This is a genomic window from Amycolatopsis plumensis (assembly GCF_042652605.1).
Lineage (GTDB): Bacteria > Actinomycetota > Actinomycetes > Mycobacteriales > Pseudonocardiaceae > Amycolatopsis > Amycolatopsis plumensis.
This window is the reverse complement of the sequence record NZ_JBHSJY010000001.1, coordinates 4,055,155-4,072,032: the sequence shown is the minus strand read 5'-3', so window position 1 is coordinate 4,072,032 and position 16,878 is coordinate 4,055,155. Positions and strand designations below refer to the sequence as shown.

Sequence of the window (16,878 nt, the reverse complement as noted above, 5' to 3'; positions counted from 1 at the left end):
CGGCCGCGGTGGCGGATCGGAGCGGGTGTCAGAGCACCGAGCGCGGGAACTTCGGCTTCGGGTCGAACTTCACCCCGCGCGCCATGGCCTTCACGATGCGCAGCCGCAGGGACCGGGAAACGTGCCCCTGCGCCATGCCCCGGAGCACGCGCATGGCGAACCCGAGGGCGGCGAACGGGCTTTCGTGGTGCAGCCGGTACGAGAGCTCGTTGCGGGCGCCGTACTCGTACTTCCACACGTTCTGGTGGTTGATCATGCCGAAGTTGACGCCCCGGTTCTCCGGGAGGTCGTGCACGACGACGCTGGTCAGCACCTGGAGCCCGGGCGCGGCCTGTGCCACGCGCAGGGTGTACTCCATGTCGTCGAACCAGATGAAGTAGTCGGTCAGCGGCAGCCCGAAGCGGGTCAGCGTCCAGCGCGGGATCAGCACGGACACGAACGAGCAGTGGTTGACGAGCACCGCCTGCTGGCCCAGCGAGATCAGCCGCCCCCAGTCCCAGGTCGTGCCGGGGTTGTTCATCTCGCAGATGCCGCCGTCGGTCCACTTCACCAGCGAGCAGGCGAAGGGCATCTGGTGGCCGAGGGTCTGTTCGGCCTTGTCGAGGCCGTTGACCATCTCCTCGAGCGCGTCCGGCTGCGCGTAGCAGTCGTCGTCCATGATCCAGAGGAAGTCGGCACCCAGCTCGTAGCCCTTGGCCATGCCCGCCGAGAAGCCGCCGGCACCGCCGGTGTTCTCGGACAGGCGCAGCACGGTGACCCGGGGGTCGGTCTGGTACGACGCGAGCACCTCTTCGGTGCCGTCGGTGGACGCGTTGTCGACGACCACGACCCACTCGGGGGCCAGGCTCTGGGCCAGGATGTGGTCGAGCACCTTACGGAGCTTGTCCTTGCGGTTGTAGGTGACGACGACCGCGGCGACCTTGTTCACTGCTTCCACCCTTGGTACAGCTCCTTGGCCCAGGCGCTGGCCTTGGGCAGTTTGGCGAAGGCTTCGTTCTTGGCGGCCTGCTCCTCGAACCAGCGCTTGCGCTGGTCCGGCGAAGACATCATGGTCCGGATCTTCTCGGCCGCCTGCCGCACGAAAGCGTACGGGTGCCGCGGGCACAGCAGTCCTTCGGGGACCACCGAGGCCTGCGAGCCCACGTCGGACGAGACCACCGGGACGCCGGCGGCGGTCGCCTCGAAGGTCGTCAGGGTCAGGCCCTCGTTCTCCGAGGTGACGACCAGGACGTCGGACTCGGCCAGTGTCTCCTTGACCGGGTGGTCCGCCGCGCGGACCTCGAGCACGTCGGTCAGGCCGAGCCGGCCGCGCAGGGCGTGCACCTCGTCCGCGAGCGGGCCGTCACCCTGGATGATGAACCGCACCGGGGCCGGCGACGACTTCTTGAGCTCGGCGGCGAGCTTCAGGAACACGTGCGGACGCTTCTGCTGGTGGAAGCGCCCGATGAAGGTCACCGTGAACGGCGTGGACTTCGCCTCGGCGGCGGCGGTGTCCGGGGTGATCCCGGCGGTGGTGGCGTTCGCGAGGGTGGCGAGGACGACCTTGTCCGCCGGGATGCTCTGCCGGTGGACGAGGTAGTCGCGCAGCTGCGGGGAGATCACGTGGTGCTGGTCGATCATCGCCGACACCTGGACGGCGTGGTCGACGAAACCGCCGGTCCGCCACTCCAGGACGTGCTGCGAGTCGACCACCGGGACGTCCGGCCAGACCGACTTCACCCAGGACAGCCGGTCGTAGAGCCAGGTGTTGTGGTGCACGTGGATGCCGCGGATGTCGAAGGCGGAGAACAGCCCGTTGAACAACGCGGAATCGGTGCCGAGCTTGATCGGGTGGGTGATCGGGATGAACACCGTGTCGTCGAACTCGGGCCGGGTGATCCACGGGTGGGCCGAGTCGCGATCGGTGACGACGATCGGGACGAACCCGGCTTCCTTGGCCAGCTGGATGCAGTCCAGCGCCCAGCGCTCCGCGCCGCCGAGCTCGAGCCAGTGCAGGCCGAACAGGATGGCGGGCCGGGCGGTGGTGGCCGCGCGGTGGTAGTTCGTGTTGCCGGCGACCGGCAGCCGCCGCGGCAGCTGCGTGGACCGCATGCGCCGCTCGACGACGTCGGTCCGCAGCTGGCGCAGGTGGTCGTACTGGAACGGGACCCGCGACCGGACCAGCTTCTTGGCCTTGCCGATCGGGCCGTTGAGCTGCTGGTAGCTGTTCTGCACGATCGGCTTGCCGCCGACGTCGATGACCAGGTCGACGAACCCGCCCGGAGCCGACGCCCCGGGTTCGGGAGCGACCAGGCTGCGCACGACCACCGAACCGACCGACTCGCGGTCCTGGGTCCAGCCGATGTGCAGGCAGCGCTCGTCGGTCAGCGACGGGTAGCCGTGGTGCAGCGCCCGGACGACGGTCAGGCGCAGGGTCGCGCCGCGCCGCACCAGGGAGTGGTAGTTGGCCGCGCCGATGACCAGCCGACGCTCGCGCTCGTCGAGGGCACCGTCCCCGACGAGACCGACGCCACGGTCGTCGACAACTTCGAACGTCTCAGCCAGCAAATCGGTACTCACGCCCGCCCCATCAGTCTGTTTCCCTTTCGGAAAGCTCTGACCAACCATGAAACATTGCTGCTCCACGAAGCTGGTCGAAATCGGTTCCCCGGCTTCGGGCAAGCGCCGAACTGACCCCCGACGACGCTACGCAGAACCACACTATAGGGGTCAAAAGTCACCCATCTGCACGCGGGTTCCCGTTGCACAGGGTGACAGGAGGATTCGGCTCACCAAACCACCAGGGATGCTACCCGAATGGACTCGCGGCCCGTTTCCGGGCGCGGGAGCACGCCCTCCCCGAGGCCCCGACCTGGACGTCCGCCGCCGTGACCGGCCTGCTCGCGGGGCCGGGCGCCGGGACCGGACACACTGACGGCCGACTCGCCGCGGCTCCCGGCCCGGCCGGAGTCGCGGAAACTTTGTTGCCGCCGGACAACTCACGCGGATTTGCCGTGCACGAATTGCACAACAGCGTTACTGAAACACGGCGGCAACCTCGCCGAATCATCGACCGCAGTCCCCCGGACCGGAACCGACGTTCCGGCCCCGGTCCGTGACCCCGGCCACGGCGGTCAGATCCCCGGCGCTTCCTTCGCCCACTTCGGCGGCGCGGGCGGCTCGTACGTCTCGAACCGGTCGAGCAGCGCGGCCGGGTCGGCGTCGGTGAGCAGGAGCTGCCGGTAGCCGTCCTTGAGGAAGCCCTCGGTGACCATGTGGTCGGCGAAGGTCATCAGGGGCGCGTAGTACCCGTCGACGTCGACCAGGCCGATCGGCTTGCCGTGCAGGCCGAGCTGGGCCCAGGTCCAGACCTCGAACAGCTCTTCGAGGGTGCCCGCGCCGCCCGGCAGCGCGACGAAGCCGTCGGACAGGGCCGCCATCTTGGCCTTGCGCTCGTGCATGTCCGCGACGACGTGCAGCTCGGTCAGCCCGGCGTGGGCGATCTCGACGCTGGAGAGCGCCTCCGGGATCACGCCGATCACCTCGCCGCCCGCGGCCAGCGCGGCGTCGGCGACCACGCCCATCGTGCCGACGCTCGCCCCGCCGTAGACCAACCCGATGCCGCGCTGGGCCAGCAGCTTCCCGAGCGCCGCCGCCTGCTCCGCGTACCGGGGCGAAAACCCCATCGACGAGCCGCAGAACACACAGATCCGGCGCATCAGTGGGTGTCCTCCCACGCCTTGTAGGACTCCTGGACCACGCGGACGGCGTCGTCGATGTCGTCGGTGAGGTGCAGCAGGTCCAGGTCGCCCGGGCTGATCTTGCCCTCGGCCATCACCGAGTTCTTGATCCAGTCGTAGAGGCCGCCCCAGTAGTCGCTGCCGAACAGCACCACCGGGAACTTCGTGACCTTCTTCGTCTGCACCAGGGTCAGCGCTTCGAACAGCTCGTCGAGCGTGCCGAAGCCGCCGGGCAGGCAGATGAAGGCCTGCGAATACTTGATGAACATCGTCTTGCGGGCGAAGAAGTAGCGGAAGTTGACGCCGAGGTCGACCCACGGGTTCAGGCCCTGCTCGAATGGCAGCTCGATGCCGAGGCCGACGGAGAAGCCGCCGGCCTCGGCCGCGCCGCGGTTGACCGCCTCCATCGCGCCGGGCCCACCGCCGGTCATCACCGCGAAACCGGCGTTGGCCAGCGCCCCGCCGATCTTGCGGCCGAGCTCGTACTCCGGGTTGTCGCGCTTGGTGCGGGCCGAGCCGAACACGGTGACCGCGCGCGGGACCTCGGCGAGCGCGCCGAAGCCCTCGACGAACTCGGCCTGGATCCGCAGCACGCGCCACGGGTCGGTGTGCACCCAGTCGCTCGGGCCGCGCGAGTCCAGGAGCCGCTGGTCGGTGGTGCTGCCCTGCTCGCGGCGGTCGCGGCGCAGCACGACCGGGCCCTTGTGCCGCTCCACCGGGCGTTCGGGGTACTGGCCGTCCGGCCATTCAGACTGTTCACTCACTACGCCATGCTACGGCCTCGCCGCCAGCGAGAATGCGAGAAGCGCGGTGGAGGTGAAGTCGATGGCGGGCTCGTTACTGGGCCATGAACTCAAGTCGTCGGCGTAGCGGCTTCCTTGCCCGTCGAAGGATTCATACGGACGAGTGCACTCCTGGGCTCCGGCCGGGAACGGCAGATCGGCGAAGTTGCCCGCGCCGTTGGGGCCGTTCACCACCGCGCCATACAGCACTTTCGAAGGTCCGGCGAGGTTCGCGGCCTGGTGGTGCGGGCACTGCGGGAACGTGGTGCCGACGCCGACCACGAGCGAGACGCCCCAGGCGTTGGCGCCGAGGGTGAAGTTCCGTTGCTGCGCGCCGAAGGCGGCGTACCGCCGGTCACCGGTGACGCGCTGGTAGAGCCGGGCGGTCGCGGCGAAGCCGAAGCTCTTGCTGGCCGCGTCGAAGCCGGTGATGTCCACGGCGGTCCGGAATGGACTCGTCTTCGCCGCGGCGACGCCGGAGTCCAGCTGGCGGCGCAGGTCGGCGGCGAGGTCCCGGACGCCGAGCGCCGCGCCCGGGACGCCGGTGCGGAGGAGGCCGGCCAGGTCGGCGTGGGCGAGCGCGCTGGTGTCGTAGAGGTTCAGCGTGCTCGTGTCGCCGCTGCCGATGTAGGCCTTCGCCCACTTGGCCGCGTCGCGGGCCCAGCCGTCGGCGCGGGGGTCGTGGAGCGCCCGCGCGGCCAAGGCGAGCTGGGTCGCGCCCAGCTCCAGGTCGTCCTCCCACGAGAATTCCGGGTAATAGGCGTGCGGGAACGCGGTGACGAGTTCGCCGACGCCGGTCGTCTTGGCCTGCGCGAAGACGGCCGCGGCCTCGGCCAGGTAGTGGCGGGCGAGCCGCGGGTCGCGGTGGGCGTGCACCTGCGCGCCCAGCGCGAACGCCGCGGCGACGCGGCCGGCCAGGTTCGGCGACAGCGGCGCGCCCGCCGGGGCCGCGGGGAACACCGGGCGGTACTTGACGAAGTAGGCCGGATCGCCCGGCTTGACGTCGAGCGCGTCGTCGTCCTGCGGGGTGCGCCAGACGTCGTGGTCGCCGAGGAAGCCGAACTCCTCGCTGCCCGTGCCGATGCCGACCTGGGCGTAGAGCGTCCCGGTCCGGCCGTCCCAGACCTTATCGAGCCAGTCGAGACCGAAGCGGACTTCCTTCGCCAGCACCGCATCCGGGTCCTCGCGCAGCACGAAACCCAGCTCGGCGAGCGAATACGCGGTGTTGGACGTGAACTTGACGAAGTCGCCGGCGTCGACCCAGCCGCCTTCGACGTCGACCGGACCGCCCTGCGGCTTCAGGGGTTCGACGATCTCGTCGCCGCCTTCGCCCTCGAACTTCGGCTCCGCGTAGACGGTCGCCGTCCGGTCGGCCAGGTGGGACGGCTTGCGGCCGAGCCGGCCGGGGACGACGTCGTGGCCGTCGCGCTGGGCTTGGAAGAACTCGGTGGTGGCGCGGACGAGCGGGCGGAACAGGCGGCGCGCGGTGTCGATCCGGAAGGGTGGCGACGTCGCGCCCGCCGCCTTGACCCGGTAGACGCCCGGTCTGTCCACAACGGACAGATCCAGGTCGAACACCGCCGGGTAGCGGGCGTTCCAGGCGCCGAGGCTCGCGCCGGTGCGGCCTTCGCGGACGGTGCGGCCGCGTTCGTCGACGACGGCGAACTTCCCCGCCGCGCCGCCCAGCAGGTACGCGTGCTTCGCCTCACCCAGCGCGTAGCCGACTTGGTCGACCCGCACCTCCGCCGGGGCGGTCGCGGCCTCGGCCGGGGCGGCGGCGAGGGGCACGGCAAGCGCGGCCGCCGTCGCGAGGGGAAGCAGGCGCATGATCGGCCTCCACTTTGTTAGGAAAGTTTCCTATCTAGGGGAGAACGCTATCCCGGTGCCGCCGGAGGCGTCAATATGTCCGTTTCCGCGGCGGCCGCCCCGATGACCTACCGTGGGGAGATGACCAGCGCCCCCGCCGAACCGCTCGGAGCGCGGATCCGGCGGCTGCGCACCGGCCGCGGCTGGACCCAGCGCGAGCTGGCCGAGCCGGGCTACGACCGGGGCTTCCTGGCGAAGGTCGAGACCGGCAGCCGCCCGCCGTCCGAGGAAATGCTGGCCTACCTGGCCGGGCGGCTCGGGCTGACCGTCGACGAGCTGCGGTTCGGCCGCCCGCCCGGTGTCGCCGAGGAGCTGCGCGCGGCGCTGGACGAGGGCTACCGCGATCTGGAGCAGGGCCGGATCGCGGCCGCGGAGGAGCGGTTCGCCGCCGTGGGCAAGCGGGCCGCGGGCTACCACCTCGACGACGTCGAGTGCTACGCGCGCTTCTGCCGGGCCGAGGTGAAGTGGCAGCTCTTCGACGTCTCAGGGGCGCAGCAGGCGCTGGAGCACGCGGACGAGCTGGCCGGCGCGGCACCGCCGTGGCTGCGGGCGATGATCGTGCACCGGTGGGCGGGGTGCCGGTTCCAGAGCGGCGACCCCGGCCCGGCGATCGCGCGGATCGAGGCCGAGCTGGCGGCCCGGCCGTCGGACCCGGACGCCGAGTTGTGCCTGCTCACGGCGTTGATCCACCCCTTGATGGAGATGGGCGGCCTGCACCGGGCCCGCCGCGCGGCCGAGGACGGGCGGCGGCTGGCGCGGGCGGCGACCCGGCCGGACTTCGTCGCGCGGTTCCACCGGCAGGCGTCGCAGGTGTGGCAGGCGACCGGCCGCGCGGACCGGGCGGACGAGGACCTGACCGAAGCGTGCCGGCTGTTCGCGTCGGTCGGGTTCGACCGCGACGCGGCCCGCTGCCGCTGGGCCCGCGGCTACCTGCTGCGTCACCTGGGCCGTCTCGACGAGGCCCGCGCGGAGCTGACGGTGGCCCGCGACCAGCTGGCGGCGATCGGCGCGGACGAGGGCGTCGCCGGGGCGACGCTCGAGCTGGCCGAGGTCCGCCTCCGCCAGGGCGCGCCCTCGGAAGCGGCGGCGCTCGTTTCGTCGGTGTGGCCGTTGCTGGCGCGCGATGTGGAGGCCCTCGGCGAAGCAACGGGGCTGCGCGGCCAGATCGCGGAGGCCCAGGGAGACGTCGAGGCGGCCACCCGCCTGCTGCGCGAGGCCTTCGAGATCCAGACGGCGGCCTCCCTGCACGGCGCGGCGGTTTCGACGGCCCTGCGGCTCGGCGACACGCTCCGACAACGTGGTCATCTCGACGAGGCCATCGAGGCCTACCGCCGCGGCCTCGACTCCGCCGCCACCGACACCTGACCGCGTCGCCCCGTACTCAGAGGGTCGGTGTACACAAGCCGACCCTTCGAGTACGGACCAGTGGGCTTGGTGGTCCGAACCAAAGCAAACTTTCCTACGAAAGTCTGTGAATTGGTTCAGACCAGTCCAGCACCGCAGCCCGACCTGCGGATTTGCCAAGGAACGGGCGATCGCTGGCGAGGGGCGCTGCTCCGTTCGGCCCATTGACCCGCCAGCGGGCGGAACCTTTACTCGGACGCGTCCGGCGCAATAACAGCAGTTATTCACCCGGGCACACTCCTCCCCGGTCCCCGGAAAGGTTCCCCATGAGATCCCCACGTGGGCTGGCGGCGATCGCCGGCCTGGCCCTCACCTTCGCGGTGCCGGCGATCCCGGCCGCCGCCGCTTCCGCACCTCCCGCCGCCACCCCGCCCGAGGCGCTCGCCGCCCGCGCCGCCGACCAGGCCGCCCTCAGCGGCGTCGATCGGCTCGCGAAGGGCGCGGGGGAGGCCTTCGTCCGCACCGGAGTCACCCCGGGTGGCGGCGGGCTCTACTACGCCTCCTACCAGCGCACCTACCAGGGCCTGCCGGTCATCGGCGGCGACGCGGTGGTCGTCGCCGACGGCGCCGGGCACGTCCGCGGCACCGAAGCCGCGCCCACCGCGCCGATCACCGTCGGCACGCAGGCCGCCCTGAAGGCCGACCAGGCCACGAAGATCGCCAGGTCCGAAGTCTCCACAGTGGACAGCACCGGGACACCGAAGCTGGTCGTGCTGGCCGGGGACGCCCCGAAGCTCGCCTACGAGGTGGTCGTCAGCGGCCGCACGAACGGCAAGCCCACCCGGCTGCACGTCTTCGTCGACAGCGCGACCGGGAAGGTCCTCGACAAGCGGGACGACGTCCGCGAGGCCGGCACCGGCAACTCCTACTACGCCGGCACCGTCTCGATCGACACCTCCGGCTCCGGCAGCTCCTACTCGATGACCGACCCGGGCCGCCGCGGCATCGCCTGCGGCCGCGAAGGCGGCTCGATCTTCACGAAGAGCAGCAACACCTGGGGCAACGGCTCGGGCACCGACCTCGAGACCGGCTGCGTCGACGTCCTCTACAGCGTCCAGACCGAGTGGAAGATGCTCAACGACTGGCTCGGCCGCAACGGCATCGACGGGGCAGGCGGCGGGTTCCGCGCCAGTGTCGGCCTCAACGACGTCAACGCCTACTGGGACGGCTCCTCGACGCACTTCGGGCACTCTCAGGACAACCGCCGCCAGGCGACGCCGATGGACGTCGTGGGCCACGAGTTCGGCCACGCGATCTTCCAGACCACGCCGGGCGGCGCGGGGTCGGGCAACGAGAACGGCGGGCTCAACGAGTCCACCGGTGACATCTTCGGCGCGCTGACCGAGTTCTACGCCAACAACCCGAAGGACACCCCGGACTTCATCGTCGGCGAAGGCGTCAACCTCGTCGGCAACGGCCCGATCCGCTACATGGACAACCCGTCGAAGGTCGGCGACCCGAACTGCTACTCGAGTTCGATCCCGAGCACCGAGGTGCACGCCGCCGCGGGTCCGCAGAACCACTGGTTCTACCTGCTGTCCCAGGGCAGTGCGGGCAGCCCGACGTGCAACAACTCGAGTGTCACCGGCGTCGGCATCCAGAAGGCCGGCAAGATCTTCTACAACGGCCTGCTGAAGAAGACGTCGTCGTGGAACCACCGCGCGGCCCGCAAGGCCACGCTGGAAGCCGCGGTCGCGCTGTTCCCGGGCAGCTGCACCGAATTCGCCGCCACCAAGGCCGCGTGGGACGCGGTGAGCGTGCCCGCGGTCAGCGGTGAGCCGACGTGCACCGGCCAGCCGCCGGCCGGCAACGACTACTCGCTGACGCTGTCGCCGACGTCGGCGTCCGTCCAGCCCGGACAGACGGCGACCACCACGGTGACCACCCGGATCACCTCCGGCAACGCCCAGACCGTGCAGCTGCAGGCCACCGGCCTGCCGGAAGGCGCGAAGGCGACCTTCAGCCCGGCGAGCGTCCAGTCCGGCGGCACCGCGACGCTGACCATCACCACGTCGGCGACCACGCCGGAGGGCACCAGCCAGGTGACGGTCACCGGCGACGGCACCGACGCCGACCACACCGCGCAGTTCTCGCTCACCGTCGGCACCGGCACCCCGCCGACCGGCTGTGACGGGCTCGCCGAGTGGGACTCCGCCAAGGCGTACGTGCCCAACGACGTCGTCGGCCACAACGGTCACAAGTGGACCTCGCTGTGGTACTCCACCGGCGCTGAGCCCGGCGCGCCCGGCTCCTGGGCCGTCTGGAGTGACGGCGGCGCCTGCTGAAAACCCGTGCCGCGCGGTGGCGGACCCCGCCACCGCGCGGCTTACCCTGAACCGGTGGAAAGGCGGCCTGTGTGAGCGAGAGCGTCGGCGAACGCCTGCGTGAGCTGCGCATCGAACGCGGGCTGACGCAGCGCGAACTCGCCGGGCCGCAGTACTCCGCGGCGTACGTGTCGTCGGTCGAGACCGGCGCGCGGACGCCGTCGGGGGACGCGCTGCGGTTCTTCGCCCAGCAGCTCGGCATCGACCCCGACGAACTGCTCGGCGGCCGGTCCCCGCGGGAGCTGATCGAGCTCGACCTCGAGCTCATCGAAACGGCGGAGCGGTTCCTCGCCGGCGACGCCCGCCGCGCGACCCCGCGGATGCAGCGGATCCGGCGGCGCGCCGAGCGCCTCGACCGGCCGCGGCAGGCCGGGATCGCGCTGCTGTGGCTGGCCGGGTACTCGACCGGCGACATCCGCACGAAGTACGTCGCGGACGCCGAAACGGCCCTCTCGAGCGAGCCGCCGCCGGTGCGGGCGATGGTCGTGCCGCTGCGCGCGGCCGTGCTGACCGGCTGGGGCGAGGTGCAGTATTCGATACACCTGCTGGAAACCTGCCACGCCGAACTGCTGCGCGACGGCTACCCGCAGCCGTCGATGCTGCTGACGCTGCGGGCCTGCCTGGCCGAGCGGCACCTGCGCCAGGGCGACCTGGAGCGGGCGGCCGAGTACGCGGATTCGGCGCTGCGGCTCACCCGGGGCGCCCCGGCGGTGCTCGCCGAGCTGACCCGCAGCCACGTCGAGGTCTGCCGCAGCCACCTGGCCGCGGACCGGTTCGCCGACGCGGCCGCGTCGGTCGCCGCGGCCTACGACCTGATGCAGGAACGGGCGCTGCACCCGGCGATGGCGTACTGCCTGCTGGCCAGGGCGCGGGTCCGCGGCCGGTCGGGCGACGCCGAGGGCGCGCTGGCCGACCTCGCCGCCGCGCGGGAGACGGCGTGGCCGGACGACGTCCCGGCGATCACCGTCGAGCTCGCCGCGGAGTACCTCGCGGCGGGCCGGCTCGAGACGGCGGCGGCGCTGCTCGACCAGGTCCGCCCGGCCGTCGTGGCGGGCACGCCGCTGGCCGCGGAACTGCGGCTGCAGCTGGGCTCGCTGGCCCGGGCCCGCGGCGACGCCCGGCGCGCGGCCGAGGACCTGCGGGCCGCCGTCGAGCTCGCCACCGGCCTCGGCGCGCGCGGAGTCCTGGTCCGCGCGCTGCGGCCGTTGAGCGAGCTGCTCGGCGAGACCGGGAAGAAGACGGAGGCCGCGGACGTGCTGCGGAACGGGCTGATCGCGCTGGGCGCGGAAGACGGGTAACCCTTTTCTGAGCAGTACTAACGAATCCCGATGATCGAGATCGTCCGGCGTTCGGATGGTGTCGCCGACAATCCCTACGAAAGTCGTTCCGGGACGGAACGCGGGGAGAATCCCCTGCTGCGGCGGGGTTTGTACGAATTGATTCGATAATCCGGAACGCACCGTTGGCCCGTTCGGCGCATTGACGCCCCGATCCGCTGATCCTTTACTCGGATGCGTCCGGACGCATACCTGCAGTTAGCCGCCTGGACACCTCTCCCCTTTCCCTTACCGGACCTCGATTCTGCCTTCATGGAAGGAAGACCTCGATGACCCATCGTGGGTTCAGCACGGGCTTGGCGGCCGCCGCCGGGCTCGCCATGACGCTCGCGTTACCGGTGACCCCGGCGAGCGCAGCGCCTTCAGCCCAGCCCGCCGCTCCGGAGGTGGCCGCCGCTCGCGCCGCCGACCAGGCGGCCGCCAGCGGCCTCGACGCCCTGCGCCGCGGCCCGGCCGAATCGTTCCAGCGCATCGGCCTGACCGCCGGGGGCGGTGGCCTCTTCTACGGCGCCTACCAGCGCACCTACCAGGGCCTGCGGGTCGTGGGCGGGGACGCGGTCGTCGTCGCGGACGGTGCCGGGCGCGTCCGCGGCACCAGCGCCGCGGAAACCGCCGCCATCACGGTCGGGACCCAGGCGCTGGTTGACGCAGCCAAGGCGGCCGCCACGGCACGCGCTCAACTGCCCACTGTGGACAGTGTGAGCACGCCGGAGAAGGTGGTGCTGGCCGGGGCGAGCCCGAAGCTGGCCTACGAGGTCGTCGTCGCCGGGCGCACCGCCACGGCGCCGAGCAACCTGCACGTGTTCGTCGACGCGGCGACCGGCGCGGTGCTCGACAAGCGGGACGACGTGAAGACGTTCGCCTCGGGCGCTCGCACCCAGGCCCAGCCCGCGACGGTGAACGTGGCCGGCACCGGCAACAGCTACTACGTCGGGAACGTGTCCATCGACACGACGCAGTCCGGCAGCACCTACACGCTGCGCGACCCGGGCCGCACCGGCATCAGCTGCGGCCGCGAGGGCGGATCCGTCTACAGTGGACCGGACAACAATTGGGGCAACGGCTCCGGCACCGACCTCGAGACCGGCTGCGTCGACGTCCTCTACAGCGTCCAGACCGAGTGGAAGATGCTCGCCGACTGGCTCGGCCGCAACGGCATCAACGGCAGCGGCACCGGCTACCCGGCGTCCGTCGGCCTCAACGACGTCAACGCGTACTGGAACGGCTCCTCGACGCACTTCGGCCACTCGCAGGACAACCAGCGCCAGGCCACGTCGATGGACGTCGTCGGCCACGAGTTCGGCCACGGCATCTTCCAGTTCACCCCGGGCGGCGCCGGTTTCGGCAACGAGAACGGCGGCATGAACGAGTCGACCGGTGACATCTTCGGCGCGCTGACCGAGGCGTACGCGAACAACGCCAAGGACACCCCGGACTACGAGGTCGGCGAGGGCGTCAACCTCGTCGGCCAGGGCCCGATCCGCTACATGTACCAGCCGTCCAAGGTGGGCGACCCGAACTGCTACTCGTCGTCGATCCCGAGCACCGAGGTGCACGCGGCCGCCGGCCCGCAGAACCACTGGTTCTACCTGCTGGCCGAGGGCTCGAACCCGGGTGGCGGCAAGCCGTCCAGCCCGACCTGCAACAACTCGTCGGTCACCGGCGTCGGCATCCAGAAGGCCGGCAAGATCTTCTACAACGGCCTGCTGAAGAAGACCTCGTCGTGGAACCACAAGGCCGCCCGCAAGGCGACCCTCGAAGCCGCGATCGCGCTCTTCCCGGGCAGCTGCACCGAGTACAACGCCACCAAGGCCGCGTGGGACGCCGTCTCCGTCACCACCGTCAGCGGTGAGCCCACCTCGTGCAGCGGCGGCGGGCCGGACTTCTCGGTCGCGCTGAACCCGGCTTCGGGTTCGGTGCAGCCGGGTGCCTCGGCGACCACCACGATCAGCACCGCGATCACCTCGGGCGCGGCGCAGTCGATCACGCTGTCCGCCTCGGGCCTGCCGGCCGGCGCGACCGCGACGTTCAACCCGGCCACGATTCAGTCCGGTGGCTCTTCGACGCTGACCATCGCGACTCTGGCGTCGACCCCGACCGGCAGTTACCCCGTCACCATCACCGCCGACGGCGCCAGCACCGACCACACCGCGACGTACACGCTGTCCGTCGGCACCACCGGGTCGTGCGCCGCGGTGACCAACTCGACCCGCTTGGACATCCCGGACTACCCGGCGAGCGCGGTCAACAGCACCAACACCGTCAGCGGCTGTGCCCGCAACGCGTCGGGTACCACCAAGGTCGAGGTGCACATCGTCCACACGTACCGCGGTGACCTGGTCCTCGACCTCGTCGCCCCGGACGGCACGGCGTACCGGCTGAAGAACTCCAGCAGCGACGCCACCCCGAACATCGACACCACCTACACCGTCAACGCCTCCTCCGAGGCCGCGAACGGCGCGTGGCAGCTCCGCATCCGAGACGTCGGCCCCGCCGACACCGGTTACCTGTCCTCCTGGACGCTGACCGTCTAACACCCCCGAGAGCGGCACTTTCGTAGGGAAAGTGCCGCTCTCGGGCCGCAGAAGCGTCACTTTCCCTAGGAAAGTGACGCCTTCGGCGTTCTCCCCAACCCCCACCGAAGGAATTCACCGCCATGAAGTGGAAGACACGACTCGGCGCCGGGGTCACCGCCCTCGCCGCCGTGCTGGGCGTCGTATCGGCGCCAGCGGCCACCGCCGCGCCCGCCGCGGCGCTCGCCGCGCCGGACATCTCGCTGGCCAACATCAAGGGCCACCTCAACCAGCTGCAGGCCATCGCCAACAACAACGGCGGCACCCGATCGGCCCGCGGCGGCGGGTACGCGGCCTCGGTGTCCTATGTGGAAAACCTGCTGAAGAACGCCGGCTACACGACCACCCGGCAGACCTGCACCAGCTGCCTCGGGCAGTCGCAGAACCTGATCGCCGAGTGGCCGCAGGGCGACGCGAGCCAGGTCATCATGCTCGGCGCACACCTCGACAGCGTGAGCGCCGGCCCCGGCATCAACGACAACGGCTCGGGCAGCGCGTCGATCCTCGAGGTCGCGCTGACGCTGGCCCGCACGAACCCGGCAATGGCCAAGCGCGTCCGGTTCGGCTGGTGGGCCGACGAGGAGTCCGGCCTGGTCGGCTCGAAGTACTACGTCAACAACCTGCCGAGCAGCGAGCGCACGAAGATCAAGACCTACCTCAACTTCGACATGATCGGCTCGAAGAACTGGGGCTACTTCGTCTACGACGACGTCGCTTCGATCAAGGCGATCTTCGACGAGTACTTCGCCTCGATCGGCATCCAGACCGAGGGCGACAGCGAAGGCGACGGCCGATCCGACCACGCGTCCTTCAAGAGCGCGGGCATCCCGGTCGGCGGCCTGGCCACCGGGGCAGGCGACATCAAGAGCTCGGCACAGGCGCAGAAGTGGGGCGGCACGGCGGGTTCGCCGTTCGACAACTGCTACCACCGCGCCTGCGACACGACATCCAACATCCCGGACCCGCCGCTGGAGAAGAACAGCGACGCCATCGCGTACGCGCTGTGGAAGCTGGCCGTCGCCCCGACGCAGGGCAACGACTTCTCCGTCTCGCTGAACCCCACTTCCGGCACGGTCCAACCAGGACAGTCGCTGCAGGTGGCCGTGAACACCGCGACGACGTCCGGCTCGGCGCAGTCGATCGCGCTGTCCGCTTCCGGCCTGCCCGCGGGCGCCACGGCGTCCTTCAGCCCGGCCACCGTCCAGTCCGGCGGCAGCTCGACGCTGACCATCACGACGTCCGCGTCGACCCCGACCGGCACCTTCCCCATCACGGTGACCGCGGACGGCGCGAACGCCGACCACACGGCGACGTTCTCCCTCGGCGTCGGCAGCTCGTCGTGCGCGCCGGTGACCAACTCGACGCGGCTCGACATCCCGGACTACCCGGGTGCGGCGGTGAACAGCACCGCGAACGTGGCGGGCTGCGCGCGCAACGCGTCCGGCACCACGAAGGTCGAGGTGCACATCACCCACACCTACCGCGGTGACCTGGTCATCGACCTCGTCGCCCCGGACGGCACGGCGTACCGGCTGAAGAACTCCAGCAGCGACTCGACGCCGAACCTCGACACGACCTACACCGTCAACGCCTCTTCGGAAGCCGCGAACGGCGCCTGGCAGCTGCGGCTGCGGGACGTCGGCCCTGCGGACACCGGTTACCTGTCCTCCTGGACGCTGACCGTCTGACCGGCCGCTCGGGGGCGTCCTTCGCGGGCGCCCCCGAGTTGTCTAGACCACCCGTTCGTAGGTAGTCACCGGTTCCCCGCGGCGCTTATGTTGGGCGGACACGCCGCGTCCACCCTTCAATGACGATGGGAGCCGGGATGTCCGGTCGCTTCTTCGCCACCCTGCTGGCCACGGTATTGGCCGTCCCGCTGTTCGTGTCGGCCCCCGCGCAGGGGGCGGTGCAGGCCGACACGTGCGCGGTGAAACCACGCCCCGCGGGCAAGGTCCTGCAGGGGTACTGGGAAAACTGGGACGGCGCCGCGAACGGCGTCCACCCCGGCATGGGCTGGATCCCGATCACCGACAGCCGGATGGCCCAGCACGGCTACAACGTCATCAACGCCGCCTTCCCGGTGATCCGCTCCGACGGCACCGTGCTGTGGGAGAACGGGATGGACGCCGGGGTCAAGGTGTCGACGCCCGCCGAGATGTGTGCCGCCAAGGCCGCGGGCGCGACGATCCTGCTGTCCATCGGCGGCGCGGCCGCCGGGATCGACCTGTCGTCCTCGGCGGTGGCCGACCGGTTCGTCGCCACGGTCGTGCCGATCCTGAAGCAGTACAACTTCGACGGGATCGACATCGACATCGAGACCGGGCTGACCGGCAGCGGGAACATCAAGACGCTCTCGGCGTCGCAGTCCAACCTGATCCGGATCATCGACGGCGTGCTCGCCCAGATGCCGGCGGGCTTCGGGCTGACGATGGCGCCGGAGACCGCGTACGTGACCGGCGGCAGCATCACCTACGGCTCGATCTGGGGTGCGTACCTGCCGATCATCAAGAAGTACGCGGACAACGGCCGGCTGTGGTGGCTGAACATGCAGTACTACAACGGCTCCATGTACGGCTGCTCCGGCGATTCGTACCAGGCCGGGACCGTGCAGGGCTTCACCGTGCAGACGCAGTGCCTGAACAACGGCCTGGTCGTGCAGGGCACGACGATCCGGGTGCCCTACGACAAGCAGGTCCCGGGCCTGCCCGCCCAGCCGGGCGCGGGCGGCGGGTACCTGTCGCCGAGCCTGGTTTCCCAGGCGTGGCGGTCGGTTCCGGGCCTGAAGGGCCTGATGGACTGGTCGATCAACTGGGACGGCTCGAAGGGCTGGACGTTCGGCGACAACGTCAAGTCCCTCCAGGGCCGCTGACACC

11 protein-coding genes are annotated in these 16,878 nt (G+C 70.8%); 6 read left to right on the top strand and 5 right to left on the bottom strand.

Annotation, left to right across the window (positions count from 1 at the left end):
• Positions 1 to 28: 28 nt before the first annotated feature.
• From ACFPLC_RS19765 to ACFPLC_RS19745, 5 genes are all read right to left on the bottom strand, one after another.
• The gene (locus tag ACFPLC_RS19765; protein ID WP_378195159.1) at positions 29 to 937 is read right to left on the bottom strand and encodes a glycosyltransferase family 2 protein; all 909 of its coding nucleotides are present in this window, start codon (positions 935 to 937) and stop codon (positions 29 to 31) included.
• The gene (locus tag ACFPLC_RS19760) at positions 925 to 2,559 is read right to left on the bottom strand and encodes a glycosyltransferase family 4 protein (protein WP_378195156.1); all 1,635 of its coding nucleotides are present in this window, start codon (positions 2,557 to 2,559) and stop codon (positions 925 to 927) included. Before ACFPLC_RS19760 ends, ACFPLC_RS19765 begins: the two co-directional genes overlap by 13 nt.
• Before the next feature lie 554 nt (positions 2,560 to 3,113).
• Positions 3,114 to 3,698, bottom strand: a complete 585-nt coding sequence (locus ACFPLC_RS19755; RefSeq protein ID WP_191314150.1) for an LOG family protein — start codon at positions 3,696 to 3,698, stop codon at positions 3,114 to 3,116.
• Entirely contained in the window at positions 3,698 to 4,483 is a 786-nt protein-coding gene (locus ACFPLC_RS19750) for an LOG family protein (protein ID WP_191314151.1), read from the bottom strand. The genes ACFPLC_RS19755 and ACFPLC_RS19750 overlap by 1 nt, the downstream gene beginning before the upstream one ends.
• 9 nt (positions 4,484 to 4,492) lie before the next feature.
• A complete protein-coding gene (locus tag ACFPLC_RS19745) occupies positions 4,493 to 6,328 on the bottom strand; it encodes a glycoside hydrolase family 9 protein (protein ID WP_378195152.1) in 1,836 nt (611 codons plus the stop codon).
• Positions 6,329 to 6,448: 120 nt separating this feature from the next.
• Between ACFPLC_RS19745 and ACFPLC_RS19740 the strand changes: the two genes are divergently transcribed.
• The 6 genes from ACFPLC_RS19740 (at position 6,449) to ACFPLC_RS19715 (ending at position 16,874) form a co-directional block, all read left to right on the top strand.
• Positions 6,449 to 7,732: a helix-turn-helix domain-containing protein gene (locus ACFPLC_RS19740; protein WP_378195149.1), complete on the top strand. Its 1,284-nt coding sequence runs from the start codon at positions 6,449 to 6,451 to the stop codon at positions 7,730 to 7,732.
• A gap of 305 nt (positions 7,733 to 8,037) precedes the next feature.
• The gene (locus ACFPLC_RS19735) at positions 8,038 to 10,056 is read left to right on the top strand and encodes a M4 family metallopeptidase (RefSeq protein ID WP_378195146.1); all 2,019 of its coding nucleotides are present in this window, start codon (positions 8,038 to 8,040) and stop codon (positions 10,054 to 10,056) included.
• A gap of 71 nt (positions 10,057 to 10,127) precedes the next feature.
• Complete coding sequence (locus ACFPLC_RS19730) at positions 10,128 to 11,393, top strand: helix-turn-helix domain-containing protein (protein WP_378195143.1); 1,266 nt, start codon at positions 10,128 to 10,130, stop codon at positions 11,391 to 11,393.
• A 308-nt stretch (positions 11,394 to 11,701) separates the two neighbouring features.
• Positions 11,702 to 13,966 carry a M4 family metallopeptidase gene (locus tag ACFPLC_RS19725; protein WP_378195140.1) on the top strand — a complete coding sequence of 755 codons (2,265 nt, stop codon included), beginning with the start codon at positions 11,702 to 11,704 and terminating at the stop codon, positions 13,964 to 13,966.
• A 122-nt stretch (positions 13,967 to 14,088) separates the two neighbouring features.
• A complete protein-coding gene (locus ACFPLC_RS19720) occupies positions 14,089 to 15,693 on the top strand; it encodes a M28 family peptidase (protein ID WP_378195137.1) in 1,605 nt (534 codons plus the stop codon).
• Positions 15,694 to 15,830: 137 nt separating this feature from the next.
• Positions 15,831 to 16,874, top strand: a complete 1,044-nt coding sequence (locus tag ACFPLC_RS19715; RefSeq protein ID WP_378195135.1) for a chitinase — start codon at positions 15,831 to 15,833, stop codon at positions 16,872 to 16,874.
• Positions 16,875 to 16,878: the final 4 nt, after the last annotated feature.

What these genes read in the sequence shown, in the direction of transcription:
- ACFPLC_RS19755 (WP_191314150.1), bottom strand. Translation starts at nt 3,698, where the DNA reads ATGCGCCGGATCTGTGTGTTCTGCGGCTCGTCGATGGGGTTTTCGCCC.
- ACFPLC_RS19745 (WP_378195152.1), bottom strand. Translation starts at nt 6,328, where the DNA reads ATGCGCCTGCTTCCCCTCGCGACGGCGGCCGCGCTTGCCGTGCCCCTC.
- ACFPLC_RS19740 (WP_378195149.1), top strand. Translation starts at nt 6,449, where the DNA reads ATGACCAGCGCCCCCGCCGAACCGCTCGGAGCGCGGATCCGGCGGCTG.
- ACFPLC_RS19735 (WP_378195146.1), top strand. Translation starts at nt 8,038, where the DNA reads ATGAGATCCCCACGTGGGCTGGCGGCGATCGCCGGCCTGGCCCTCACC.
- ACFPLC_RS19725 (WP_378195140.1), top strand. Translation starts at nt 11,702, where the DNA reads ATGACCCATCGTGGGTTCAGCACGGGCTTGGCGGCCGCCGCCGGGCTC.
- ACFPLC_RS19720 (WP_378195137.1), top strand. Translation starts at nt 14,089, where the DNA reads ATGAAGTGGAAGACACGACTCGGCGCCGGGGTCACCGCCCTCGCCGCC.
- ACFPLC_RS19715 (WP_378195135.1), top strand. Translation starts at nt 15,831, where the DNA reads ATGTCCGGTCGCTTCTTCGCCACCCTGCTGGCCACGGTATTGGCCGTC.